At 36.2% G+C, this 24693-nt stretch carries 21 protein-coding genes; 11 read left to right on the forward strand and 10 right to left on the reverse strand.

The window, feature by feature from the left end:
- Positions 1 to 244: 244 nt before the first annotated feature.
- Genes ACMAZI_RS02910 through ACMAZI_RS02920 form a run of 3 tightly spaced genes read right to left on the reverse strand, consistent with a single transcriptional unit; the run spans position 245 to position 3562 of the window.
- Complete coding sequence (locus ACMAZI_RS02910; protein WP_412473806.1) at positions 245 to 1306, reverse strand: saccharopine dehydrogenase; 1062 nt, start codon at positions 1304 to 1306, stop codon at positions 245 to 247.
- A 22-nt stretch (positions 1307 to 1328) separates the two neighbouring features.
- Positions 1329 to 2576 carry an MFS transporter gene (locus ACMAZI_RS02915; protein WP_412473805.1) on the reverse strand — a complete coding sequence of 416 codons (1248 nt, stop codon included), beginning with the start codon at positions 2574 to 2576 and terminating at the stop codon, positions 1329 to 1331.
- Positions 2577 to 2578: 2 nt separating this feature from the next.
- Positions 2579 to 3562, reverse strand: coding sequence for an NAD(P)H-dependent flavin oxidoreductase (locus tag ACMAZI_RS02920; protein ID WP_114705684.1), 984 nt, complete (start codon positions 3560 to 3562; stop codon positions 2579 to 2581).
- A 113-nt stretch (positions 3563 to 3675) separates the two neighbouring features.
- Here ACMAZI_RS02920 and ACMAZI_RS02925 point away from each other — a divergent pair, with 113 nt between their 5' ends.
- The 4 genes from ACMAZI_RS02925 to ACMAZI_RS02940 all read left to right on the forward strand — a co-directional run bounded on the left by ACMAZI_RS02925 (position 3676) and on the right by ACMAZI_RS02940 (position 9644).
- Positions 3676 to 6333 carry a helicase-related protein gene (locus ACMAZI_RS02925; RefSeq protein WP_412473804.1) on the forward strand — a complete coding sequence of 886 codons (2658 nt, stop codon included), beginning with the start codon at positions 3676 to 3678 and terminating at the stop codon, positions 6331 to 6333.
- Positions 6334 to 6336: 3 nt separating this feature from the next.
- Entirely contained in the window at positions 6337 to 7164 is an 828-nt protein-coding gene (locus tag ACMAZI_RS02930; RefSeq protein WP_334677968.1) for a DUF455 family protein, read from the forward strand.
- Positions 7161 to 8048, forward strand: a complete 888-nt coding sequence (locus ACMAZI_RS02935) for a hypothetical protein (protein ID WP_412473803.1) — start codon at positions 7161 to 7163, stop codon at positions 8046 to 8048. The genes ACMAZI_RS02930 and ACMAZI_RS02935 overlap by 4 nt, the downstream gene beginning before the upstream one ends.
- Positions 8049 to 8147: 99 nt before the next feature.
- A complete protein-coding gene (locus ACMAZI_RS02940) occupies positions 8148 to 9644 on the forward strand; it encodes a hypothetical protein (RefSeq protein WP_412473802.1) in 1497 nt (498 codons plus the stop codon).
- A gap of 3 nt (positions 9645 to 9647) precedes the next feature.
- Here the strand turns inward: ACMAZI_RS02940 and ACMAZI_RS02945 are convergent, their stop codons facing one another.
- Complete coding sequence (locus ACMAZI_RS02945) at positions 9648 to 10454, reverse strand: HD-GYP domain-containing protein (RefSeq protein ID WP_114705679.1); 807 nt, start codon at positions 10452 to 10454, stop codon at positions 9648 to 9650.
- A 187-nt stretch (positions 10455 to 10641) separates the two neighbouring features.
- Between ACMAZI_RS02945 and ACMAZI_RS02950 the strand changes: the two genes are divergently transcribed.
- Together ACMAZI_RS02950 and ACMAZI_RS02955 are read left to right on the forward strand one after the other, a co-directional pair.
- Entirely contained in the window at positions 10642 to 11712 is a 1071-nt protein-coding gene (locus tag ACMAZI_RS02950; protein ID WP_412473801.1) for a hypothetical protein, read from the forward strand.
- Positions 11693 to 12370 carry a hypothetical protein gene (locus tag ACMAZI_RS02955; protein ID WP_412473800.1) on the forward strand — a complete coding sequence of 226 codons (678 nt, stop codon included), beginning with the start codon at positions 11693 to 11695 and terminating at the stop codon, positions 12368 to 12370. Before ACMAZI_RS02950 ends, ACMAZI_RS02955 begins: the two co-directional genes overlap by 20 nt.
- Here ACMAZI_RS02955 and ACMAZI_RS02960 read toward each other — a convergent pair.
- Genes ACMAZI_RS02960 through ACMAZI_RS02985 form a run of 6 tightly spaced genes read right to left on the reverse strand, consistent with a single transcriptional unit; the run spans position 12367 to position 17827 of the window.
- Positions 12367 to 13533, reverse strand: coding sequence for a trans-sulfuration enzyme family protein (locus ACMAZI_RS02960; protein WP_412473799.1), 1167 nt, complete (start codon positions 13531 to 13533; stop codon positions 12367 to 12369). The genes ACMAZI_RS02955 and ACMAZI_RS02960 overlap by 4 nt on opposite strands.
- Before the next feature lie 10 nt (positions 13534 to 13543).
- Complete coding sequence (locus ACMAZI_RS02965) at positions 13544 to 14926, reverse strand: pyridoxal-phosphate dependent enzyme (protein ID WP_120405437.1); 1383 nt, start codon at positions 14924 to 14926, stop codon at positions 13544 to 13546.
- Positions 14927 to 14940: 14 nt separating this feature from the next.
- Entirely contained in the window at positions 14941 to 15924 is a 984-nt protein-coding gene (locus ACMAZI_RS02970) for an ArsA family ATPase (protein WP_162929692.1), read from the reverse strand.
- A 5-nt stretch (positions 15925 to 15929) separates the two neighbouring features.
- On the reverse strand, positions 15930 to 16742 hold the full coding sequence (locus tag ACMAZI_RS02975; RefSeq protein ID WP_412473798.1) for an ArsA-related P-loop ATPase: 813 nt from the start codon (positions 16740 to 16742) through the stop codon (positions 15930 to 15932).
- Complete coding sequence (locus ACMAZI_RS02980) at positions 16742 to 17392, reverse strand: outer membrane protein (RefSeq protein ID WP_120405434.1); 651 nt, start codon at positions 17390 to 17392, stop codon at positions 16742 to 16744. Before ACMAZI_RS02980 ends, ACMAZI_RS02975 begins: the two co-directional genes overlap by 1 nt.
- Before the next feature lie 45 nt (positions 17393 to 17437).
- Positions 17438 to 17827 (reverse strand): polyhydroxyalkanoate synthesis regulator DNA-binding domain-containing protein, encoded by a 390-nt coding sequence (locus tag ACMAZI_RS02985; RefSeq protein WP_114705671.1) that lies wholly within the window; start codon positions 17825 to 17827, stop codon positions 17438 to 17440.
- Between the two features lie 469 nt (positions 17828 to 18296).
- Between ACMAZI_RS02985 and ACMAZI_RS02990 the strand changes: the two genes are divergently transcribed.
- From ACMAZI_RS02990 to ACMAZI_RS03010, 5 genes are all read left to right on the forward strand, one after another.
- Positions 18297 to 20159: a tetratricopeptide repeat protein gene (locus tag ACMAZI_RS02990; RefSeq protein WP_412473797.1), complete on the forward strand. Its 1863-nt coding sequence runs from the start codon at positions 18297 to 18299 to the stop codon at positions 20157 to 20159.
- Positions 20160 to 20230: 71 nt separating this feature from the next.
- Positions 20231 to 20773, forward strand: a complete 543-nt coding sequence (locus tag ACMAZI_RS02995; RefSeq protein ID WP_412474434.1) for a hypothetical protein — start codon at positions 20231 to 20233, stop codon at positions 20771 to 20773.
- A gap of 108 nt (positions 20774 to 20881) precedes the next feature.
- Positions 20882 to 22645, forward strand: coding sequence for an ABC transporter substrate-binding protein (locus tag ACMAZI_RS03000; protein WP_120405432.1), 1764 nt, complete (start codon positions 20882 to 20884; stop codon positions 22643 to 22645).
- 131 nt (positions 22646 to 22776) lie between these two features.
- Entirely contained in the window at positions 22777 to 23718 is a 942-nt protein-coding gene (locus ACMAZI_RS03005; protein ID WP_114705667.1) for an ABC transporter permease, read from the forward strand.
- Between the two features lie 8 nt (positions 23719 to 23726).
- A complete protein-coding gene (locus tag ACMAZI_RS03010; RefSeq protein WP_114705666.1) occupies positions 23727 to 24599 on the forward strand; it encodes an ABC transporter permease in 873 nt (290 codons plus the stop codon).
- Positions 24600 to 24693: the final 94 nt, after the last annotated feature.

Genomic DNA, 24693 nt, shown 5'->3' on the forward strand with positions numbered 1-24693 from the left:
AGCAACATGCTTACTTATTAGCAGACTTCTTCGTTTCAAAAATCTCTTTAGCATGCGACCATGTAAAAACAGCTGCAGCATCTTAGCGAAGCTAAGATATGATGCAGTGTTAGCTCCCCAATCTTTAGCTAAAAAGCGATTTAAACAAACCGACGTTTATGTCGGTTTTGTTTTCTCAGGAGCAATGGGAAAGTTATCGCAAAGGAAAAGCGACACTTTAGCTTTGCTAAAGTTAGCAACATGCTTACTTATTAGCAGACTTCTTCGTTTCAAAAATCTCTTTAGCATGTGACCATGTAAAGTAATCCTTCGCATTCTTAAGCTCTAAAAGGTGAGGAATCAATTGATTCGAGTAATCAATCGAGCTCTCTTTTGGTAGTGCTGAAGGAAGATTATCAATGGCGATAATATTGCATTCATGATCGATAGAACTTTCAACTTTATGAAGAGGTTTATCCCATGTTGTATGCACGTCATAAATAGGAATAGGGTTTAAGTCACTATTTGGATCACAACTCACATCACAGATATAAGAGAGTTTCTGATTTCTCTCCATAAGTGATTTATCAAGAAATGGTGGAATCTTAGTCGTCATAAGAACTGTATTGATAAAGATGTCGGCATTAATGATTTCTTCAAAAGGGCCACCTTTCTTTGTTTCATCCACATCCCAATTAACTGATTCAAGTTCAAGATCATCAAGTAGCTCTCTAGCACCACTTCCGCAACGCCCTAAAGCGCCAATGATAAAGGTACAAGGGTTTCTTTTTCCTTGTCTCTTTTCATTTATAATTTTTAGCCATTCATCTTTTGAAGAGTAATGTCGCAGAGGAGCTGGAGACTCTGAGAAGAAGTTCTCTACACTCAAGGCCGCCCCAACATATCCTGCCCAGTAACCAAATGCTGCTACTCTGCGTTTATCTTCATTTAACAAGAACTCAAGATCAAAGAGTGTTCCTTGACCTTCACTATAGCGATGGAAAACCTTTTCGGCTCCATTTTGTCCTTTATAGATATGGGCAAAGTAAATATGATTATGTTTAAGTGGAAATGTGTCGGTTTCTTTTAATTCTTTTAGTCCTAAAATAAAGACATCATCCGAGACTGGAGCTTCTTCAATCCAGGCATGACTTTCTTTGATTTCACAACCTAATTTCTCATACTCTTGGATAGGAAAGATACGGTCATTAGATTTTTCTACAATAACTTTGTAACCTGCGTCCAAAAGCTTCTTTGCATTTTCTGGTGTTAGAGGAGTTCTTTTTTCAAACTCTTTATCTTCATCTCTTAACCAAATTGTTGTCATATTGATACCTTCTAATAACTTTTTATATACTGTCTTGGATTGATGTATCCCTTTCGACAGTTTCGTTATTAATATTAAATAATGCTTTCATATCGGAAAATAGCATCCTTGGAAAAATCAAGGTGCAAAATGCGATACATACGATATAGAGTATTTCTTCTGTTTTAAAACTATTTCCAATAAACGTAAGAATGATCCCACCAAGTATATTTGGAACGACGAAGCCTAAGTCGAGCAAGGCAAAACTACGTGCTAGGTACTTAGTTTCTACTTTATTTGAGACATAATTTAGTTGATTTGTTATTCGTATAAAGACAACAAGTCCCCATATAAAGAAGATAATCAAAGTTGCAAAGTAGGAAGCTGACAGTAGCCAAACTGCCATTAGTATTGGTTCAATATAAAGCGCTGTTATTATAATTTTACCAACAGAATGATCTTTAAGAATAGTGGAGCTTGCCCAGCCACCAAAAAGCCCGCCAAGTCCAAAAAGCGCTAGTCCAATACCGTAGTCTTGTTTTGTAGCACCTAGAACTTCAGTCATATAAGGAAGTATCAATGGAAACATAAACCCAAGAACGAGCCCCTCAATGACAACGTTGGATAGAATCGCCGATAAAGGCTTTTGAGTCTTGGCGTATTTAATTCCATTCTTTATTTCGGAGATGAACTTCTCACTATCTTCTTCATGTTTAGGAGGATTATAGGTTAGTGACATAATAAAGAAGATACCCACGATATATGTTAGAAAATCTAAGGCAACGACTTCTTTAATACCACCAAAGGCGGTAAACATTGTGGCACCTAGAAATGGTCCAATCATATGAAGTACTGCAAAGGCCGAACCAAATAATGCGTTTGCCTTATTCATATCCTTTTGAGGAACTATATCATTTACCATTGCCTGGCGTGTTGGATTATACATTCCTGTGAAAAGAGCAATGAGCCCATCACATAAAATGACAACTTCAGGACTTTCCACAAAGAGAATAGTGAAGATAATCGGAATTCTAATATAATTGGTAAAAAGTAATACCTTCTTACGATTATACTTCTCTCCAATAACACCACCGATGAGATTTCCGATAGTGAGGAATAAGAGAAATACTGCTCGAGCAGCACCGAGATAGGCCTTATTATTACTTGATAGTTCAAAGACTAAGAGCATGAGGGCCGTCTCTGAAACAAAAGACCCAAGCTCAGACGTTAAGCCTGCAATATAGAGCTTTCTAAAATTTTGATAACGTAAAACCTTAGGAAGCTTAAACATAATTACGATCTTTTTGCTAAGAACTCTTCAACTGCTGTTTCATATTCAGTTATCAGACGTTTAACAATTTCTTGAACAGTTTCAATTTTTTCAATGAATTCGATTGAAGGGCCAGCAACCCAAACAGTTTTATATGTTGCTCCAAAGGCAGCTTTCTCAACTGCTTTCATTCCCTTATAACCAGTGAGCATCTTTGCATATTTTTTAAGCTTCTTATTCTTACTCATGGCCTTTTCAACGATATTTTGTTCTGTTCCTATTTTTTGTACATAAGGAGTGTTGATAACCGTACAAGGAGTCCCTGAGATCTTATTAGACATGACGATATCCTTGGCGCCGTAATTTACCACAGCTTCTTTATATGCATCTGAAACAATTGACTCTTTTGTTGCAATAAATGGTGAACCAATTGAAACACCTTCACAGCCAAGGGCCATGATACTAAATAAACCGGAACCTGTTGCGATACCACCTGCTGAAATAACTGGAATATCAAGATTTCTCTTAAGTAATGGAACAAGAATACTTGCTGGAGTTGGTCCAGCGTGACCTCCTGCTCCAGAGTTTACAGCGATTACTGCATCGGCTCCTTGATCTTGAACTTTCTTTGCATATTTTAGGTCAACAACATCACAGATAACTTTTGTACCTTGAGGATGACATTTCTCAATTACTTCCTTTGGGTTTCCAAGTGAAGTGATGATAAAGTCAGGTGCATATTTTGCACATAGATCAATTTGCTTGTGCATGTGGATGTTTGACTGATTTACAATGATATTAATTCCAAATGGACCTTCACATCTTTCTTTTAGCTCTTTTAGACCTTCTTCAAATTCCTCTGGTGTTCTCCAGTTTAGCGCTGGGATACAACCCATAATACCTGCCTTTGAAGCTTCAACTAGCATATCTATACTTGATACGAGGAACATCGGGGCCATGATAATTGGATATTTAATATTAAATGTTTCTGTGAGCCATGTTTTCATAACGAATCCTATTTATTTTAATTTTCAAATGACCTTTTGATTATAATGTATTTTTTTGTATTTAACACCTAAGATTACTTGCACAATTTCTTCCCGCAACGTATCTTTAAAGCATGAGCTCGCAAGAAATAAATAAGCTACCTGACTTCTCTGACATTAGAGAAAACATTGAAATAGAACGTAAAAATATTATCAAAGTCAATAATTTCGCTGAAGATGATAGTTATGTTAGAACGAGCGAAGATGCTCATATCGTCCTCGATTTTCTAGAAAGTCTTTTGACTCCGTTATGGAAAGTTTTTGATGAATATCCATCATTGGTTTACTTCTTTAACAATGAGTTCACTAATTTCAACTTGTTGATAAAGCAAGAAAATATTCTCGATCTAATCTTTATTGATGATTGCCTTATCCCAGAAAAAGAAGCTGTCTTTTTTGGACAAGATGGTGGTCTTTCTCAAAATGTTCTTTCTCTACATGAGAAGACATTCAAGATGTGGTCGCAGAAAATTGTTGATAAGCACAATGAAACACAAAAATTTATTCGAGCAGAAGATGTTGACTTAACTAAACATAAAATTGGTGAGTTAAAATGTCAGTGTATTAAATGTGTAAATGACTTCAGAGCTTTATTAAGAGACTCTGTATACGAAAGCTGTGTTGAGTTAATTGATTCTAAGAAAGAAACAATCAAAGAAGAAATTGATAGCGGACTCAATACTGTTTCAGACATCGTCTTTGATCTACAAAAAAGACTTGATAAGAGTTTTTATAAATTAAGAAATACAATTAAGAGATCATCTCTTAATCGTCTAGAGAATCAGGTCAAACAATATTACCGTTCTGAATTTTCTTATCCATCTGAATTAGCAAAATTACATAAACGTAATGTGCATATGCTCTTTGATCAGTATCTTGAAGAAAATGAATTAAGTACAGATCTGATCACAGAAGATGAGTATCATAAGTTCTACTCATCACTTTCAACAAATTATTGGCGTAATGAGCGCTATCTAATTCGTGAATTTAAGAAGTTTGTTAAATCAATTATTATTCTCAAAAAGAAGGATGTATCTTCAACTATCCTTCAAGAATACCTAGGGGAGTTTTGGACTCACTCAGCTGCTAGACAAATGAAGAGAAAGATTGTCTATCACATGGGACCTACAAACTCTGGTAAAACATATCATGCTATCGAGAAGCTCTCGAGTGTTCCTAAAGGTTGCTATCTTGCACCACTAAGACTTCTTGCAGCTGAACTCTACGATACTTTAAACTCTAAAGGTGCAGTTACAACTCTTTTAACTGGTGAAGAAGTTATTGAAAGAGAAGGTTCGACTCACTATTCATCAACGATTGAAATGGCCAGGCTCCAAGAAGTCTTTGACTGTTGTGTAATTGATGAAATCCAAATGATTACAGATCCATCTCGTGGTTGGGCATGGACAAGGGCCTTAGTAAATATCATGGCAGATGAAGTTCACCTATGTGGTGATGCTTCAGCTCTTGAGATGGTAAGAAATATTGTCGATCTATGTGGTGATGAACTCATCATAAATGAATATACAAGAATGACTGAGCTCTATGTTGAACCTCATCCAATCGTTCTTGCAGATATGCAAAAGAATGATGCACTTATTGTATTTTCTAGAAAGAATGCACTAAGACACAAGAGAGACCTAGAGCGTCTCGGATATAAAGTTTCAATTGTATACGGTCGACTCTCGCCGGAGGTTCGTCGTGAGCAAGCGAGAAAATTTGATCAAGGTGAAACTGATGTCATTGTATCAACTGATGCAATTGCTATGGGGATGAATCTTCCAATTAAGAGAGTTGTTTTTACGACTCTATCAAAATTCTATGATGGCCAACAACACGATATCTCAGTAAGTGAGATTAAGCAGATTGGTGGTCGAGCAGGACGTTACCAACGTTTTCCAAAAGGTGCTGTTACTTGTCTTCGTAAAGTTGAAGATGGAATCGAAAGTATTAAAGAGGCCATGAGTGCAGTACTGGATCAAAGTGAAAAATGTATGGTTGGGCCTGACTTAGATATTTTCAACCAAGTCAACCGTGCTTTAATAGATAATAATCTTCCAAAATTAAAGCTCTCTGAGTTCTTAAGGCTCTTTAACACAATGACATTCCAAAAGCCTTTTGAGTGCGTTGATATGAAAGAGATGATCGAGCTGGCCGAGATGGTTGAGGATGCTGACTCTAATGGAACACTTACTGATGCAGAGATCTTCGGGTTTGCATGTGCTCCAGTAAATTTAGGCTTAAGTGACCATGTTCAACATTATAATTGGATCCTTCATAAGTATGTAAATATGGAAGGGATTCCGGCCGAGCCAATTGAGCATGACTCTGGGGATATTGATTATCTTGAAACTTCCATTAAATGTGTCGAGCTTTATCAATGGCTCTCAAGACACTTTAATAATAAGAACTTCGTTTATTCAGAAGTTGAGCTTTTAAATAATAAGCAACTTGCTATTGATCAGCTAAATGAACTCTTATCACAAAAAATTGTTGCTAAGTGTTCTTCATGTGGTTGCAAGCTTCCTGATGATTCAAAATTTCCAATTTGTGAGGAATGTTTTGAGAAGAGGAAGGCCGCTCGTCGTAGACCTGGCGGAAATCGCCGCGGAAAGCCTGGCCAAGGTGGAAAAGGCCGTCGTCCAGGTGGTAAAAACTTTAAAGGTAAACCAAATTCTGGACAGGGTAAGCGTAAGAATGTTAGTCGTAAGAGAAAAGTTACCAAACGATGAGTCATGAATATATACGATTACGCAAGGCTATTATTAGAATCACCAAATCTAGAGGATAAGCTTACTGCAACTAGTGTAGTAAGTGATTTATCTTATCAAAAAACGGCCGATGGTATCAAAGATCTCATGCCTGAGCGTGAGTCCCGTATTAAATTTTCTAGTGAGCAAGTGAAATTCCCAAAGAAAGGAAGTTTTCACTTGGATGAAAAGAAGGCCATGGCACTTCACTTCTTTGCTAATCATGAGTTACTGGCGATTGAGATGATGGCGGCAGCTCTAATGTATATTCCAATTGAAGATAAGTCTCAATACAAGCGTATTGCAACGGGAATACTTTCTACAATTGATGATGAAATCAAGCACTTCAATCTCTATCGAAAACGAATGAATGATTTTGGAATAGACTTTGGCGATCTTCCTGTAAATGACTTCTTTTGGCGTCAGATGCAAAAGTTAACAAGCTTTGAAGAATACTTTGCGGTTATGGCATTAACATTTGAAGCTGCAAACTTAGACTTTGCAAAATTCTATCGTGATATATTTGCAGGGGTTGGAGATAAGAAGTCATCTGCAATCTTAAATGTAGTATATGAAGATGAGATTTCTCATGTGGGATTTGGAATTCATTGGCTAAATCGCTGGAGAAACGAAAAAGACCTTTGGGAGTTCTATGTCTCTTCACTTCCTGACTTACTATCACCAGCAAGGGCCAAGGGCATGATTTTCGATCATGAAGGAAGAGTTCGTACAGGCATGGATGAAGACTTCATTGAGAAAATTAAAAATTATCAAGATGGATTCATCGTTACAAAACGCAAGGAATGGAAGTGAGATTTAGGGTAAACCTCGATTTCGATGCGGCCTTAAGTCGAAATAATAAAAACTTCAAAAATGAAAAGTTCTTAAAAGAGTTAGAGTATATTTTCTTTCTTGTAAATAATGGATCTAATGTAACTCTATGTTCCCAAAATAAATACTCAAATAAGTACTTAAGTCATCTTCATGATCTTGGTTTTACGATACCTAATATTGACGACAATATTACAAATTATATTAACTGGTGGGGTAACTTAGAAAACTTTGAACAGGTTAAAGAGACCAATTCAAAATGTGCTTTAGCGAAATGGCATAGGCCTTTAGCTGATAAGATTATAAGATCTAAAGAGGACTTAGAAGAATCATTTCCAACTTTTTACCGACCAGATCAAACATTTTCTGGAATAGGAAACAAGGTATTAAATTCTGTAAAAGACTTCGAAAGACTAGGGTTTCCAGGTGTTCAATCTCGCTATGTAAAAGTTGTAAAAACATTTGGTGTTACTTACGACTTTAAAAATAATGACTACTTTATTGTAGAAAATTTCGTTAGTGATAAGGGAGAGTTTAAAGGAGGGCGTCTAATTCAAATCAATGAGCTTCCTATTTCTTTTGATCTTGAGAAATACATCAATGATATTAAAGAGCATATTCCAGAAGCTCTTTTAAATAATAAAATTCAATTTGATAATATGATCTATCTTGAAAATTCTGAAACTAAAATTTGTCCTATTGTTGAGATTAATTATCGTCGCACGATGGGAGAAGTCATCATGAATATAACCAAAGTCTTAGGTGATGGAACATTATATTTTGGTGATAAAACTGCCTTGAATTCAAACTCTTTGATTCTATCTCCTGATTTCGTTAAAAATATTTGCTACTTTAACCGAGCTTAAGGGTTGGTTAAAAGCGCTAAATAGAGAATATTCCTTCATCGATTTCCATTTATACAGTAAAATGAAAAAGTTCTTTAGTTTAGAATTAGGAGAATTTACGTGGCCAAGAAAGGTTTTTTCGACAAGATGAAAGGAAAGCTCAAGAAGTCAGAAGATGATGAAGAGTTACTTGATGAGTATTCTGAAGAGTCTGAAGATGAACTTGATGAAGAAGATGAATCAGTCGATTTAGACGACGCCACGTCTACTGATATAAAGATACCAGGAGGACCTGAGATACAAGGGATTCCAACCGAAGAAGATATTTCAGAATTTGATGATGAAGTCGAAGCTGAAGACGCTATTGATAATGATGAATCAGATGACGAAGAATACGAAGATGATGAAGATGAAGATGAAGATGAAGATGAGGAAGAAGAGAGCTTCTTAGAGAAACAATTACCTTTTCTTGCAAAGTTATTAAATAAGAAAAAATCTGACGATGATGAAGATGAAGATGAAGACGAAGACGAAGACGATGATGATGAAGAAGACGAAGAAGATGACGACAAAGAAAAGAGCTTTCTAGAAAAGCAGTTACCATTCTTAGCAAAGCTAATGAAGAAGAAAAAGTCTGATGACGAAGATGACGATGAAGATGGTGACGAGGAAGATGAAGACGACGATGACGATGATGATGAAGATGAAAAGGATGAGAAAAAAGAGAAGAAAAGCAAACTCATTAAGATCATCTTAATTGTCGCTGTAGTCGCTATGGCCGTTGATACCTTCTTACTTAGTGATTCTTCTGAAGAAGAAGTGCCAGAGGTGGCCCCATTAAAAAGAAAAGCAAGAAAGCCACGAAAAGCTAAACCAAAGAAAACGCAAGATAAGGCACAAGAAAAAACAGTTCAAAAAGCTGACGAAAAGAAGCCTGAAAATACTAAAGAGGAAACTAAGCCAGTTGTAGAAGCTAAAGATGAGCAACCACAAGGTGATAGTCAACCTGCTGGGCCAAGTGATGAACCTCAGGCGAAACCTTCAGATGAAGTGACAAATAATCAAAACGTTACTCAAGAAACAAAGTCTGATACTGAAAGCTCTGATGGTAATGTTGATTCAATGAATGAACCACAAGTTGAAGATCAAGCAACTACAACGAATCAGGAGTTAGGTGAGAAAACGCAGGAGCCATCTTCTGATCCACTTATTGTGGCGCCTTTGCCTGAGACTAGTGATATGGATTCTACTATGATGGGTGAAGCAAGTGATTCCAATGAAGATGAAGATCAAAAAGAGTCTCTTGATTCTGCTTTAGGAAAAATCGTCGATAAACTTGAAGAAAACAAAACGGCTGTAAAGGATAAGGTTAAGTATAGTGCTCCACCTAATTATGAAAACTTTGGTCGTGGACTTGTTTATAATTGTAAAGGAAAACACTGGGCATGTGTTGATCGTGAAGCATATATGAGCTGTAAGGCAAACCAAGCTTGGTTTAGACAAGAAGGCAAGCCAACGGAATGTGCAACATCGAAGATTTTAGCAACGGAATACGATTGTAGAACTTTACAGGAGTATAATATTAATACTGTTGCTGAAACACCAAAGTGTGATTAGAGATTAAGCAGCATCTTTTTTGAAGAGGCCATCTATGATAGTAAGAGTAAAAGTTTTCTCTTGCTTAGCTTCTTCTTTTTTCATTGCGCGAATAAATGCTTGTGCTAGCTCTGGGTCAAATTGTGATCCAGAGAACTCATCGAGTTCTTCATAAGCAACTTCATAATCAAGTCCCTTACGGTAAACTCTTGTTGAAGTCATAGCATCAAATGTATCAGCAATAAGAATAATTCTAGAGAAAAGAGGAATTTCTTCGCCTTTTAGTCCTTCCGGATAACCACGTCCATCCCATCTCTCATGATGGTATTTTGCAAACTTTGCAACTTTTTCAAAATGAGTAAACCCTTGTAGGATTTCATAAGATTTCTCAGGATGACTCTTCATTTGAAGGAATTCATCTTCAGTAAGTCTTGATGGTTTATTAAGAACGGAGTCAGGAACTCCAATTTTACCAATATCATGAAATAGAGCAGATAGTTCTAGGTCATATAATTCTTCTTCATTTAGTCCAATTTCTCTTCCTAAAGTGAGGCTGAAATAAGCAACGCGAGTACTATGTCCATATGTATAATGATCTTTGCAGTCTAGTGCGTGAAGGATTGTTCGAGCGGCCATCTCACAGATCTTTTTCTGTTCTAGTTTTAAGGCCTTGTTTTCTGCTTCTAATACGGCAGTAGGATCTGTCTGTACAGAGTTTGAAACCTTGTTCTTTGTGTTGGCTTTAGGTGATGTCGTTTTTTTGTCAGCACTCTTACGAGTACTCGCTTTTTTTCTGCGTTCACCCAAATTTACGATTTTGCTCTTCTTCATTTATCAAGACCTAGTGTTATAGTCAGGTTATACCCATATTCTAATAATTCTTCGGGTTATTCTTAAGGAATCTTTAATTTAATCGGGGCATTAGTATGATATTAGTCGCTTATTGTGCTAGAATACTTTCTTAAGGTGCCAAAATTTAGTGCCATACCTATATAATTTTGAATACTTAGGAAGAGTTATGCACGTTCGAATTATTGATTCAGATATCGATAAAATTGCCGTCGATAAGCTAAATAATCTATTAGAATTATTAAATTTACCTCAATCTCAAGAGGGACGATCTTCAATTGACCGTGAACTTGATGCAAGTCAAGTGGTGTTTACAAAGTCATTTAAGAATGTCGAAAGCAAGGACCATTTTATTATTATCTATAATGAAGGGGATGATCTTGATCGTTCATTATTAGACAATGAGATGTGTCTTGGAATATTTTTTGCAGACAAGTCTGTAGAAGAAAACTATCTCAATATAAAAAATGCGATAGAAGGGCTAAGAGCGTTAGAGACTCAAAAGCAATTATTATTCAAGATGAATTCTGTTATGGAAGGACTTGTTGGCCAAGTCGAAAATATTAAAGAAATGCATCGTAATATGGCGCCATTTAGAAGTGAAAAGCTAAGAGGAGTAGGAATTACTTCACGCTTTTGTGCTGGTACATCAAATGGTGGCGAGTTTTTTGACTTCTTTAAAATTGGTGGCGAAGTATGGATTGTTTCATTACATGCATCATCATATATGCTTATCGGAAACTTCTTATCACTAATCGAAACTTGGAAGCTAGAGTCTAATATTGATATGACTAAAGTCATCTCAAACTTAGAAAGTAAGAAAGATGACTTTAGTGAATATGGAGATGCTTCCATTTTAATTGCTAGAATTAAGCTTTCAGACTTAAGTGCTGAGGTGCTTAATATTGGTGATCATGAATTATTAAATAAAGATGGTGTTGTATTAGCGAGAAATGGTAGCGCGTTCCCATCGAACTATAATACATCAACGCAAGAAGTTCAGTTAAATAAAGGTGAAGGCCTGTTATTACTATCTCCTGGCTTTTTTAAGAATATTGAAGATAAAATTGATGGAGAAGAGTATTTAACATTTGTTAAAAAGAATTGGGCGGCTCCTGTTGAATTCATTAGTGAATTAACATTTCAAACAAAAAAGGGCTATAATGAGAATGACTTCTTACCAAATGATCAAACAATTCTAATGATAGAGGTAGATAAAAATGCAATTTCTAAAATTTAGTATTCTATTTTTAACAATTAATTCAATAATAGCATTTACAGGGACTGAATGTTTTCAGTCTTCCTTTGATGTTTCTGTCTCTCATAAGTCATCACCATTTGGACTTTTAAATAAAACCCTGACTATTTCTAAAAAAGAATGTGAAGTCGAAGTGGCCCATAACGAATATAAGTATCACAATCGATCGTGGGTGATTGATATTTGTCGAGATCCAGTTCATATAAAATCAACGACGACGTCAATCGATGTTTATCGTAAGGCCGGAGAGTGTCATAAAACTTCAAATGACTTCTGTGATGAGTATAAGACAATACGTAAAATTATCGAAGATGATGGGCTTATCTTTGCAGAAGGTGCAAAGAATAATCTTAATGATCCACACGGAAGAGTTTTTTGTGCAAGCTTAGTACTAAACGCATACTTGAAAGAAAATAATATTTTTAATCGCAATGGTAATTATGATTCATTAATGATTCGTAAGCCAATTGCGAGAATACCTGAAGATATAAAAAAAGCTAGAGCAGAGTTCAAAGCAGAGAAAGAAACAAAAGTTGAGACAACGCAAGACAAAGCAGCAGAGACTGAAGTTGAAGAGTCTTCAGACACAAGCTCTGATGGCCTTGAAATTGATGAAAATGCAGGCCCTGGAACTTTCTAGATTGTCTTAAATGCTCTTTCTAAATCTGAAATTAAATCATTAGCATCTTCAATACCTACAGATAGCCTTATTAGGTTATCTGTTAGGCCGATACTTTCACGAACATTCTTGGGAACAGAAGCATGAGTCATGATGGCCGGGTGTTCAATTAAGCTCTCAACACCACCAAGGCTTTCAGCTAAAGAGAACATGTCGACGTTTTGTAAAAACTTCTTAGACTTTCTAATGTCACCTTTTAGGAAAAATGTAATCATCCCTCCAAAGCCACTCATTTGTTTTTTTGCGATTTTATATTGAGGGTGACTCTTAAGGCCTGGGTAGAGAACTTTATCTACTTTTGAATGCGACTCGAGATACTTTGCTATTTTCATTGCATTCTTTGCATGAGCTTCCATTCTAATCGCAAGAGTCTTGATACCTCTAAGTACTAACCAAGAGTCAAATGGTGATTGTGTTGGTCCAAGAGATTTTTGAAGTGTCCAAAGTTTCTCGTAAAGTGCTTTGTTGTTGAGCATACAGGCTCCACCAACAACATCAGAGTGACCATTGATATATTTAGTCATTGAGTGCATCACAATGTCAGCACCAAGATCTAATGGGTTTTGAAAATAAGGACTCATAAATGTGTTATCAACAACAGTTAAAGTCTTATATTTTTTCGCAAGTTTTGAAACTTTCTTAATATCAGAAATTTTTAAAAGTGGGTTCGTTGGTGTTTCAACCCACATTAATTTAGGCTTATGTTCTTTTAGTGCCTCTTCAACTTTTTTAGGATCAGTTGTATCGACAAAGATAAACTTATGAATGGAATTAAAAACGGTCGTAAAGAGACGATAAGTTCCACCATATACATCATCACCACAAAGAATCGTTGATCCAGCTGGCAGAGCATGCATTATTAGCATTTCAATTGAAACACCGCTTGACGTTGCCAGTGCATATTTTGCGTTCTCTAGTGCCGTAAGTGATTCTTCTAATCGCGTCCTTGTTGGATTATGACAACGTGAATACTCGTAGCCTTGGTGAATACCTGGGCTTGTTTGAGCATATGTTGTTGTTTGATGAATTGGCGGTATAACTGCGCCTGTTTCTTTGTCGGGGTGAGCCCCGGCATGGATACATACCGAGGCTTTTGCTGCTTTTTTAAGAGTGCTTTTCTTCAAGCCTTGATCCTTAGTTAGAACCTTTTTCTGACATATACTGAAGAACATCAATTTCTGATAATAGATCAGAAACTTTTCCATCTTTAGTGATAATGGCAACTTCCTTCTTAAGTAGTGCATCAGCAACTGTTTCAAGAAGTTCATTACAATCCACAACTCTGTAGTTGTTAGAGATAGCTAATGAAATATTATCATCTTTTTGGAACTCACCCATGATAACTGGCTTAATTAGACTCTTCTCTGTACAAAGACCAAGAATGTCACCATTTTTACTAACAACTGGAACTTGAGAAATATTCTTCTCTTCCATTAGAGTAATGGCCTGTCCAATAGTCGTTGTATCTTCAACAGTAATAATATTTCCATTCTTACCAAGAGTATTTAATACCTCTGAAATTTGAACATTGAATGATGAATCTAAGTATCCACCATCACTCATCCAATCATCATTATAGATTTTTGAAGCGTAACGATTTCCTGAATCGTGAAGAAGAATAAGAATCTTTTTCTTAGTAGTTTGTTTCTTCGCATATTTTAGAGCACCCTCAATAACGGCACCTGCTGATCCACCAGCATAAATACCTTCTTCTTTAAGAAGTTTTCTCGTCATTAGGAAAGACTCTTTATCATTAACAACTTCAAAGTCATCAATTAAGTCAAAGTCATAATTCTCTGGAATGAAGTCCTCGCCAACACCTTCTAAAACATATGAGTGAGCTTGTCCCATTTCTCCAGTCTTGTGGTAACCAGCGATGATTGAACCAACACAGTCAACACCGATAATTTCAACCTTATCCATTTTTTCTTTGAAGTAACGTCCACAACCACTGATTGTCCCACCAGTTCCAACTGCGGCCATAAATACATCAAAGTCACCTTGAGTTTGCTCATACATTTCTGGAGCCGTCCAAGTGTAGTGTGTATTTCTATTATGTAGATTATCGTATTGATTTACGTAAAATGAATTTGGAATTGTTTCAGAAAGTTTCTTTGAAACAGAGTAGTAAGAACGAGGATCTTCTGGTTCTACGTTTGTTGGACAAACAACAACTTTTGCTCCAAATGCTCTAAGGTTATCGATCTTTTCTTTTGATTGCTTATCAGCAAGTACGAAAATACATTTGTATCCGTGAACTGCTGCCCACATCGCAAGACCAACCCCTGTATTCCCAGAAGTACCTTCGATGATCGTTCCGCCTGGCTTTAGATCACCTTCTTCTACTGCACGATCAAGCATGTATGCACCGATACGATCCTTAGTTGAACCACCTGGGTTCATATATTCTAATTTTACGTAAATTTCGCAATTAAGGTCCTTACCGATATGATTAAGTTTTACAATTGGTGTATTCCCAATTGCTTCGACAACGTTTGCTTTAGCACCTTTCATCATAATTAAATCTCCATTTACTTCCAGTGTTCTTCTAACTCTTCTAACTGCTTGATAGGATCAAACGTTGAGAGGTCTGGAAATGTAATTGCTTCAATCTGTGATTTCTTTGAGATCGAAGTTTTTATTTCTTCTTGTTTGATTATTATATCTTTAAATTCTTTCATTTTTTCTGTCTTGGGTTCCCAAGAGGCGAGGTTGTTATACCATGATTTGTTAATTATTAGGTAACGTTCTGTGGTCATTTGGGCCTGAATTGAGTCAAGAATCTGTTGAGTTTCAACCTCTTTCATATGCTCAGCAGAAGTAACGAGATACCACCTCGATCGCTGGGCACTATTGAGAACTTTTTCAACTTTAATACCTTCAATAAACTTATCTCGATTCTCATAGAGAATTGTGATGGCCTCAAGAAAGTCATTAATAAAGCCCTTGCCGGTAACACTTTCTAAATAATTAAGAAACTTCTCAATCCCAGCGGTAATAATGCGGTTAAAGAAGCGTCCAGGCTTATTCTTATTTGTAATGTACATGAATGCATCAGCAAATGTTTTATTAAAGAATTTATTAATCTTATTTGATGAATTCAAAAAGTCTAAGAAGTTCTTTCCTGGCGCAGTGTCGACGACGATAGAGTCATATTTTTTAGTTTCAAGTTGATTTTGAATCTCTAGGACTGCAAGAATTTCATTTAGGCCACCGCGACTACTTGTTAAGTTTTCTAGTATTTTATTATCAACTTTCTTCCCGAGAATCTTTTCAAATGATGTTTTAGGATCAAGTAATAAAACATCAAAGCTGATTTCTTTATCAGTGAACTTAATCACTTCTGATGCATCTTTTAAGCTAAGTAATTGACGCAGTCTTTTGGCCGGATCAATCGTTATTAAAAGAACATTCTTTTTTTGAGAAGCCAGAAAGAAGGCACGTGAAGTTGAAATCGTTGTTTTTCCAACGCCACCTGTTCCACAAAATATTTCGACTTCTCTATAGCTTTCCACGATTCCTACTTTGATTTAAAAATATCAACTTTCTTTGTAATAATTCTTGTTAATTCCTCGACTTGTTCTTTTTGTGTCGGTACGACAATTTGAGGGAAACTTAGGTGAGGGTTAACCTTAAATTTCTCTTTTAGGCTTTCTTGGTCTTGGATTTTTGCCCTGATAAAATCTGGCGTATCATCCTGTGGAAAGTCATTTAGTGAGAGATCACAATTTAGGATCTCAATTGTCGAGAGATTATATTTCTCTTTTAGTTCTCGCTCTAGTTCTTGGCCTTCTTCAATGGCAAGCTCTGTCGGGATACTAACAACCACACATTGAGTATGTTCATCATTTGTTAGAAAGTTATGCATTTTATCGATATCATTTGCAATGGGACCGATTTTAAAAATATCTTTAAAGACTTTTGGTGAATGTATTGTCGAAAGAAGATGACCTGATGCCGGTGCATCAACGACGACGATATTGCGATCATCTCGAGCAAGATCAATAATATGCCCTAAGAAGATGAGTTGCCCAAAACTTGGAACCATATCAAATAATGCATTAAAAAAAGATGTTGATACAATCCACTTTGCAATTGTTTTGGAGTTTAGTTTTCTCGCAATATACTCTTGAACTGAACTAATATGCGTTAACTCAACGGTATTAACATTTAACTTATTGATAAGATCCTTATCAGCATTTTGTTCAAACGAAAAAAAATAGACGTTCTTATTTTGATCGAGTTCAGTTAGAGACTTGGTCAAGGCAAGGGAAGTGAGGGTTTTTCCGACACCTCCCTTACCTGTGACTATATATAAGTCTTTAAACTTCATTAGAATTTATAGAATGCAGTAAGAAGCATTTTAAAATAATAACCTTCTACGTCTGCAGTGCTTTCTTGTTCGACATCAAAAGGATTGTTGTAAATGAACATTCCACCAACTGAAATCTTGCGATTTAGATCGAAGTCAGCTCCAGCAACGGCTTGATAACCGAATACTGTCTTACCTTTTGATTTATAGTTTACAGTTTTTAATTGAGGACGGAAGAAGCCAAGTCCACCACCAACAAATGGTTGAAAGGCATCATAGTGAAAAAGTTTTCCTTTAGCACCAAGAACAAGTCCCGAGATTTTTGAATACGTACCTTTCTCTTCTAGTTCATGTTTTGAGAAGTGAAGGTTGGCATAAAAGTCAAAAGAGTACGAAGCCTTGTAATTATAAAAGAGTTCCGCCGTGATCTTATCTTCACCGTTGTCTTTAAAATCACTCATTAATAAAGTTTGCCCAATTCCAATTCCAAGAGAATGGATGTGCAATTCTTGACCGCTTAAAAGTTGAGCTGCAGCGACCGCATCCTCATTCTTTTTGGCTGAATTCTTTGATGTTAATTGCTTAACGGTTTGTGCCTGAGCACTAAAAATAAAAAGGCCTGCTAGAATAACTGCAGGCCTTAATATAGATTTTGAAATTTTTAAAATCATTTCACCCTCTAAACTAAATATATATGCAGTAATAACTGCCCTATATTAGTTTAAAGTAGTCGTAGTTTCAACAGAAGAGTTTAGGTTTGCTGCACTGTTGAAAGAGTTGAAAGACTGAGCTGGAGCTTCTTCAACTACTGGAGCTTCAATTCCTTCTAGTCCTCTAATATAACCAGTGAATGTACCTTCTTCACCACGGATAACTCTCTTAAGAAGTTCAACGTCACCTGGCTTAGTTGATTTTTTCTCTTGATCAAAAAGAAGTTGGATTTGAGTCATGTAAGTAATGTCATTTTTTGTTTTGTTATCAATTACTTGAATCTCGTGACCTTCTCTGATGATTTGAGCGATCTCTTCAAGAGTCACGTAGCAACTTTGATGAGTGTCATAAAGTTTTCTGTTTTGGTACCTTTTAATAATTCTTACATCATTCATTCTACTACCCCTATTGGTTTTAACGAATATAGCTCAAAAGATTAATGAGATCTCCTGAGTTAAAACTAGTTAATAATTAACACGTTGCCTCGTAATAGTTAAGCTCTTTGTATTAATTTCATTTCTCAACAAAAATCAATAAAATTAAGTACTTAGTGGTTCATCTTTTTTTGCTTCAAGCTTTGGCCTTAAGCGATATTTATTGATTCCCACCGTGTCTATTGCTCAGCGTTTTGAAAATTGCATCAGAGAAGTAACAATCAATGACAGTAACTGTCAAGCAATTGCGATCTTAATTTTATCTAAATTACAAGAGAATCCGTTTAATTCCCCTAATTTCGGTGACTTAGTGCAACTAAGCTTTTGTGGCCTGTTATTTCTGCCGGGGGTCATTTTACTGAGAATTCTTTTTAAGAAATATCTATTTAGGTCGAAGAGGTACCAAGGCATAAAGGCCAAGGATTGTTTAATGTTCAAATTTTTCTTTAAAAAATCAATACTTCTTCTACCGCTTGCAGCATTAGTGAGCTGTGCGACACATACCGATAAGATGACGGAAACTCAGCTTATTAACAAGGCCGCAGAGATTAAAATATCTAATTTTGAAGAAGCAAAGCGCGCACGTGAATTCGTTGAGAATTCTCTAGCGGAAGTAGTAGCTGATGCTAAAGAAAGAGGCGAAGAATCAATTAATTATGTGGCCAGTGATCTCTTTCTTAAGGCTTCTGACGCCTCCCTTGCTGGTGATGCAGCATCTGCATCATTGATTCTAAAATATGTCGTTGAATTAAAGCCACATGATATTTATCTTCGTCGAAAGTATGCAGTTGAACTTATCAAATCAAGTCAACTTGAAGAAGGAAAGAAAGAGTTAAACTACTTAATTGAACATGCAGATGAAGATGTAAAAGCAAAGGCACGTCTTTTACTTGCCGGTGTCTATGGTGCACTAGGCGAGAACAAAACAGCAATTAAATTGTATCGTAATCTTGTCTATAAAACACGACCACTTTTAAGTGAAGCTTGTATATATTTATCGAAAGCATACGTTGATGATAAGAAAGTAAAAAAGGCCATTGGGACACTTAGTTATTGTTCTCAAAAGGATCGCTCAAATCGTAGTGAATATGCTTTTCATAAAGGAAAGATCTACTTTGAAAAGTCGAAATATAAATTAGCAAAGAAGTATTTTAATATCTCTCTAAAGCTTGATCCAACCAATCAGCAAAGTACAATTCTGCTTGGTGTTGTTTTGGAGCAAGAGGGAAAATACGATGCAGCAAAAATTTTATATCGCAAGTTTTTAAAATACGATCCAAGTAATTACACAGCACTTGGGAAGTATGTGAACTTACTATTTGCTGATGGCGAATACGATGAAGTCGTACCATATTTAGAAAAGCTACTTGCACTTGATCCAGAAAACTTAAATTTAAAAGTTAGACTTGGTGTTATTTATACTGAAACCAATCGAATCGAAGATGCAAAAAGTGTCTTTAAAGAAATTCTCGACGTCATTCCAGACTCAGATAAAGTGCTTTATTACTTAGCAAGCTTATATCAAAAAAGTGAAGATGGGGATCTAGCGGTTACTTACTACTCACGAATTAAAGAAGATAGCTCTCTTTACCACGAGTCAAATATTCAAATTGCAAATATTTTAAATGCTTATGCACAAAAAGACTCAAAGCAAGAAAAGCGCTTTGTGGATTTTGTAAAAGAGAGATCTAAAACATCTAAAGAGTTAAGATTTGAATTAGAAGTTATTTTGGCCGGATATTATGAGACGAAAAGAGATCTTGGACAAGCAATTGCACTAATGGAATCTCATGTTGAGCATGATAATTACACTGATGGACACGCTTACTACTTAGCTTCACTCTACGAAAAGAATAAGTCATTTGTTAAAGCAGAAAAGATTATGCTCGATATTCTAAAAAGAGATCCAAATAATTCTCATGCTTTAAATTTCTTAGGCTACACTTACTTAGAACAGGGCGTTCATATGGACAAGGCCTACACTTATATTAAAAGAGCGGTTCAATTGAATCCTAAAGATGGCTACATTAGAGACTCACTGGGTTGGTACTATTATAAGACTGGTGATTACAAAAAAGCATATCGTGAAATAAAGAAAGCCTTTGCTCTTGTTAGTGATGATGTTGTCATTGCAAAGCATTTAGGGCTCATATATACTTCACTTAATAAGCCTGAAAGGGCCCGTCACTATTATGTCGAGGCATTGAAAAATTGTACAAAAGTAAAAGAACGCGAAGAAATTCTCAATTATATCGAAAAGCTGGACTCTGCGCGCTTGCCTGCTTCACGTTAATTTCATGTGCAACACCTAAGAAAACTTCAACGAGTACAAAAGCTTCTACAGATAAAGTCACTGCACATAAATTGTTAAGCAGCGGACTGTGTAAAGAGTTTAAGGGAAGGGGTCGTCTTAACTTTGGTAAGAAGCAAGAGCGTTTCACTTATAATGCAATTTTTAATAAAGAAACATTTAGTCTTGCTATCGATGTTCCGTTTAAAGGACAAGAGACTTTGATTCTTCCATTAGCGACAGGAAAAAAAGTAGAGGGAACTCTTTATAAGAAAATTTCCAAAAACCTTGTTGCGGCAAATCATTTACGCACAAAAAATATTCTTGATAACTTCCTGATGCAAAATCGTCTTTTATTTAGTGATATTAGAAATGTCGACAGTAATTATTGTGACGACAAGTGTCTTCCCGGAAAAGTAACTCACTTCAGTGATGGTAAACTCGTTTATTCTAAGCAAATGAGTGGGCCGTTTGAATTCAAGGCAGAGTTCAGTCGACTTGTGGCAAATGAGTATAAGGTTATTCAGCTTCATGGCCTAAGGAATCTCAAGAATTCTCAAAAGAAGCAGCGCGTTTTAGCGTTGGATCTAATTGTCGATTCGTGCGGTAGTATCTAGCAGTGCGGTAGTGCAAGTCCTAATAATTCCTAGTAAATTTATCTTATCTCTTGTATAAATTAGTCTGTTATTATTCTGTGCAATAATTTTACGAACAAAGGAAGGTTTATGAAATCAAGGAATCTTGTTTCATTTTTACTCATGAGTTTACTTGCAGTAACAATCTCATGTACGAAAAAAGTTGACCTAAACGAAAAGGTCTTAAATTTAGCGGTTACATCTGAAATTAAAGGGATGGATCCGATTTATTCAAATGACAAATATTCATCTAATGAAGTTGGTCGTGTTTATGAAGGTCTACTAGAGTATCACTACTTAAAAAGACCATACACATTAGTTCCAAACTTAGCAGAATCTTTACCAGAAGTTTCTGAAGACGGACTAACTTATACTTTCAAAATTAAAAAAGGTGTTTTATTCCACGATGATAAAGCTTTTGAAGGTGGTAAAGGTCGTGAGCTAGTTGCTGAAGACTTTGTTTACTCAATCAAAAGACTTGCTGATCCAAAGCTACAGGGTCTTGGATGGTGGCTACTATCAGGTAAGATCAAAGGGCTAGATGCTTGGCGTGATAAGAATGCTGAAAAAGATAAAGTTGATTATTCTGAAGAAGTAGAAGGTCTAAGAGCTTTAGATAAGTATACTCTTCAATTTAAACTTACGAAGCAATTCCCACAATTCCTATACTCACTTGCAATGCCATTTACATTTGCAGTTGCAAAAGAAGTTGTTGATCACTACGGGAAAGAATTCCTTAACCACCCAGTTGGTACAGGACCTTTCATGCTTGGTGAATTCAAGCAAACAGCTAAGAAGTTTAGCTACACAAGAAATCCAAAGTTTAGAAAGAAGCTTTTCCCATCTGAAGCAAGTGACGAATTTAAGCACATGCTAAAGTATGCTGGTAAACCAGTTCCTTTCGTTGATCGTATTGAAATTAATGTTGTTAAAGAAGATCAGCCACGTTGGCTAAACTTCCTTAAGGGTAGAGTTGATTATATTGGTATCCCAAAGGATAACTTTGAAGCGGCCGTTACTCCAGGTAAAGGTCTAGATAAGCAATTTGAAGAGAAGGGTGTTGAGCTTTCAATTTCACCATCTCTAGATGTTACTTATACAGCATTCAATCACGATCTGAAGTTACTTCAAAATCGTGACCTAAGAAGAGCACTTGCTCTTGCATATGATGTAAAAGAATTTAACAAGCTTTTCTATAATGGTACTGCTCTTCCTGCGCAGTCAGTTGTTCCTCCGGGAATTGCTGGTTATATGCCAGACTACGTAAGTCCTTATAGAAACCGTGACCTTGCAAAGGCAAAAGAGCTTCTAGCAAAAGCAGGTTACCCAGATGGTAAAGGTCTTCCAGAAATTACTTATGACTGTCCATCTTCATCGACTTCACGTCAGATTGGTGAGCTATTTAAAAAGCAAATGGCAGAAATTGGTGTAAATATCAAAGTTGTACAAAACTCATGGCCAGAGCTTCAAAAGAAGATCACTAAGCGTCAGGTTATGCTTTATGGAATTGCATGGGGTGCAGATTATCCAGATGCTGAAAACTTCCTACAACTTCTATATGGACCAAATAAGTCTCCAGGAGCAAATGGTTCAGGATATGATAATCCAGAGTTCAATAAGCTATTTGCAAAAGCTTCAATTATGCAAGATTCTCCAGAGAGAACTGCTATCTATGAAGAGCTTAATAAAATGGCAGCAGAAGAAGTTCCATGGATTTACGGTGTTCACCGTCAGTCTTACCTAATCAAGCACAGTTGGCTAAGAAACTACATGACAACTGACTTTGAAGCAGGTCAGGCTCAATACCTAGACGTGGATCTAGATCAAAAGAAGAAAATGCAAGATAAGCTATAATTTTTTATAGTACATATGGCGCTGGAGTTATCTCCAGCGCTTATTTAATTGGGAAAGGGTCTTTCTCTTTTAAATAAGCGAAAAGCTAATCGTTTAAATATGAATGCTGTTAGAGCTAAGGAGCTGTTTTTGTGAATACTTGGTCATACATTATAAGAAGACTACTTTACACGATCCCTATTATTCTAGGTGTGTGTTTAATTATCTTCGCTATCTTTAACTTATCTGGATACGATCCAGCACAACTTTTATTAGGTAAGCACGCATCAGCAAAACAAATTGCTGAAGTAAGACATGAACTTGGACTTGATCGTCCATTAGTAGAACAGTACTTAGATATCGTTAAGTCTGCTTTTACTTTCGACTTTGGTCGTTCATGGGCAACAAAGCAACAGATTATTGAAATGATTAAGGAAGGTGCGATTCCTTCATTAACATTAACTCTTCCTGCTTTCTTAATCTCAACAACACTATCAATACTTCTTGCTATTGTTGTTTCATTTTTTAGAGGGAAGGCCATTGACCGCGCACTTGTTATTATCAGTGTATCGTTAATGAGTATTCCATCTCTTGCGTATATTCTTTTCTTCCAAAAGTTTTTTGCGTATGAAATGGGGTGGTTTGAAATCTCAGGTTATGAGCACGGATTCCCGTACTTTGTACCATATATTATTTTACCAGTTATCATTATGGTTGTTCTTAACTTAGGTCCTGATCTTCGTTACTTTAGAACAGTAATTCTTGATGATATTTACCAGGACTATGTACGTACAGCACGTGCCAAAGGTCTAAGCGAGAAAGCTGTTCTTTTAAAGCACGTTTTAAAGAACTCTCTAATTCCAATTATCACATATGTAATTATTCAAATTCCTTTCCTTATTTTAGGAACCCTGCTTCTTGAGAGTTTCTTCTCAATTCCAGGGCTTGGTGGTCTAACTGTAAAAGCTGTTTTTGATAATGACTTCCCAGTTATTAAGGCGATGACGATTTTATCTGCTATGGGTTATATCATCTTCACAGTTATTACAGATATTCTTTATACAGTTGTTGATCCAAGAGTAAGGTTAAAGTAGGAGTTGTCATGTCAGTAAATCATTCAAGTGAATCAAAATCATTATGGGGACATGCTTGGACTGAGCTTAAAAGAGATAAAGCTGCAGTTTTTAGTATGATCGTTATTGGTGGATACGTACTTCTTGCCGCATTAACTTTCTTTGGAGTTATTGCAGGTGAATGGTCAAAAGAAATCGGTGCTTCATATTCAGCTCCTTCATTGGACGCTCTATTTGGTACAGATATTTTTGGTCGAAGTGTTGTTTATAAAACTTTAAAAGGTGCAGAGATGGCCATTGGTATTGGTTTCTCTACTGCTACTATCTCAACTGTAATTGGTGTAACACTAGGTCTTACGGCCGGTTACTTTGGTGGAAAAGTCGATGAATTTATCGTTTGGTTTTATACATCAATGGCATCAATTCCATATATCATGCTTCTTTTTGCTGTGACGATGGTTCTTGGAAAAGGAACTTCTTCACTTTTCTTAGCTCTAGGTATCACTTCTTGGGTTGGACTTTGTCGACTTGTTCGTGGTGAAGTTATGAGACACAAGCAAAGAGAATATATTCAAGCAGCTGCCGCCCTTGGTGCTGGAAATACAAGAAGAATGTTTAAGCACATCCTTCCAAATATCTTTCACATCGTAATCATTCAATTCTCTCTGAGATTTCAACAAGCTATTAAGTCAGAAGTAATCCTTTCTTATTTAGGTCTTGGTGTTCAAGGTCAACCTTCTTGGGGAACAATGATCGATGACTCTAAGCTTGAACTAGCTCGTGGAGTTTGGTGGCAATTAACTGCTGCAACAGTTGCAATGTTCGTTCTGGTACTTGCTCTGAACCTTCTAGGGGATGCTTTAAGAGACTCTCTAGATCCAAAACTAAAGGGTAAAGCGTAGTTATTTACTCGGTTAAAATTACCTAAGATTTTCGCGAATATATCCGATAATTATTGTTAAGAGGCCCATCTTTGGGCCTTTTATTTTAGTGACT

It is taken from the genome of Halobacteriovorax sp. YZS-3-1 (genome assembly GCF_047084945.1).
In the GTDB taxonomy this organism is placed as follows: Bacteria; Bdellovibrionota; Bacteriovoracia; order Bacteriovoracales; family Bacteriovoracaceae; genus Halobacteriovorax_A; species Halobacteriovorax_A vibrionivorans.

What these genes read in the sequence shown, in the direction of transcription:
- ACMAZI_RS03000 (WP_120405432.1), top strand. Translation starts at nt 20,882, where the DNA reads ATGAAATCAAGGAATCTTGTTTCATTTTTACTCATGAGTTTACTTGCA.
- ACMAZI_RS02925 (WP_412473804.1), top strand. Translation starts at nt 3,676, where the DNA reads ATGAGCTCGCAAGAAATAAATAAGCTACCTGACTTCTCTGACATTAGA.
- ACMAZI_RS02990 (WP_412473797.1), top strand. Translation starts at nt 18,297, where the DNA reads ATGTTCAAATTTTTCTTTAAAAAATCAATACTTCTTCTACCGCTTGCA.
- ACMAZI_RS02950 (WP_412473801.1), top strand. Translation starts at nt 10,642, where the DNA reads ATGCACGTTCGAATTATTGATTCAGATATCGATAAAATTGCCGTCGAT.
- ACMAZI_RS02975 (WP_412473798.1), bottom strand. Translation starts at nt 16,742, where the DNA reads ATGAAGTTTAAAGACTTATATATAGTCACAGGTAAGGGAGGTGTCGGA.
- ACMAZI_RS02920 (WP_114705684.1), bottom strand. Translation starts at nt 3,562, where the DNA reads ATGAAAACATGGCTCACAGAAACATTTAATATTAAATATCCAATTATC.
- ACMAZI_RS03010 (WP_114705666.1), top strand. Translation starts at nt 23,727, where the DNA reads ATGTCAGTAAATCATTCAAGTGAATCAAAATCATTATGGGGACATGCT.
- ACMAZI_RS02955 (WP_412473800.1), top strand. Translation starts at nt 11,693, where the DNA reads ATGCAATTTCTAAAATTTAGTATTCTATTTTTAACAATTAATTCAATA.
- ACMAZI_RS02985 (WP_114705671.1), bottom strand. Translation starts at nt 17,827, where the DNA reads ATGAATGATGTAAGAATTATTAAAAGGTACCAAAACAGAAAACTTTAT.
- ACMAZI_RS02945 (WP_114705679.1), bottom strand. Translation starts at nt 10,454, where the DNA reads ATGAAGAAGAGCAAAATCGTAAATTTGGGTGAACGCAGAAAAAAAGCG.
- ACMAZI_RS02910 (WP_412473806.1), bottom strand. Translation starts at nt 1,306, where the DNA reads ATGACAACAATTTGGTTAAGAGATGAAGATAAAGAGTTTGAAAAAAGA.
- ACMAZI_RS02980 (WP_120405434.1), bottom strand. Translation starts at nt 17,392, where the DNA reads ATGATTTTAAAAATTTCAAAATCTATATTAAGGCCTGCAGTTATTCTA.
- ACMAZI_RS02965 (WP_120405437.1), bottom strand. Translation starts at nt 14,926, where the DNA reads ATGATGAAAGGTGCTAAAGCAAACGTTGTCGAAGCAATTGGGAATACA.
- ACMAZI_RS02930 (WP_334677968.1), top strand. Translation starts at nt 6,337, where the DNA reads ATGAATATATACGATTACGCAAGGCTATTATTAGAATCACCAAATCTA.
- ACMAZI_RS02915 (WP_412473805.1), bottom strand. Translation starts at nt 2,576, where the DNA reads ATGTTTAAGCTTCCTAAGGTTTTACGTTATCAAAATTTTAGAAAGCTC.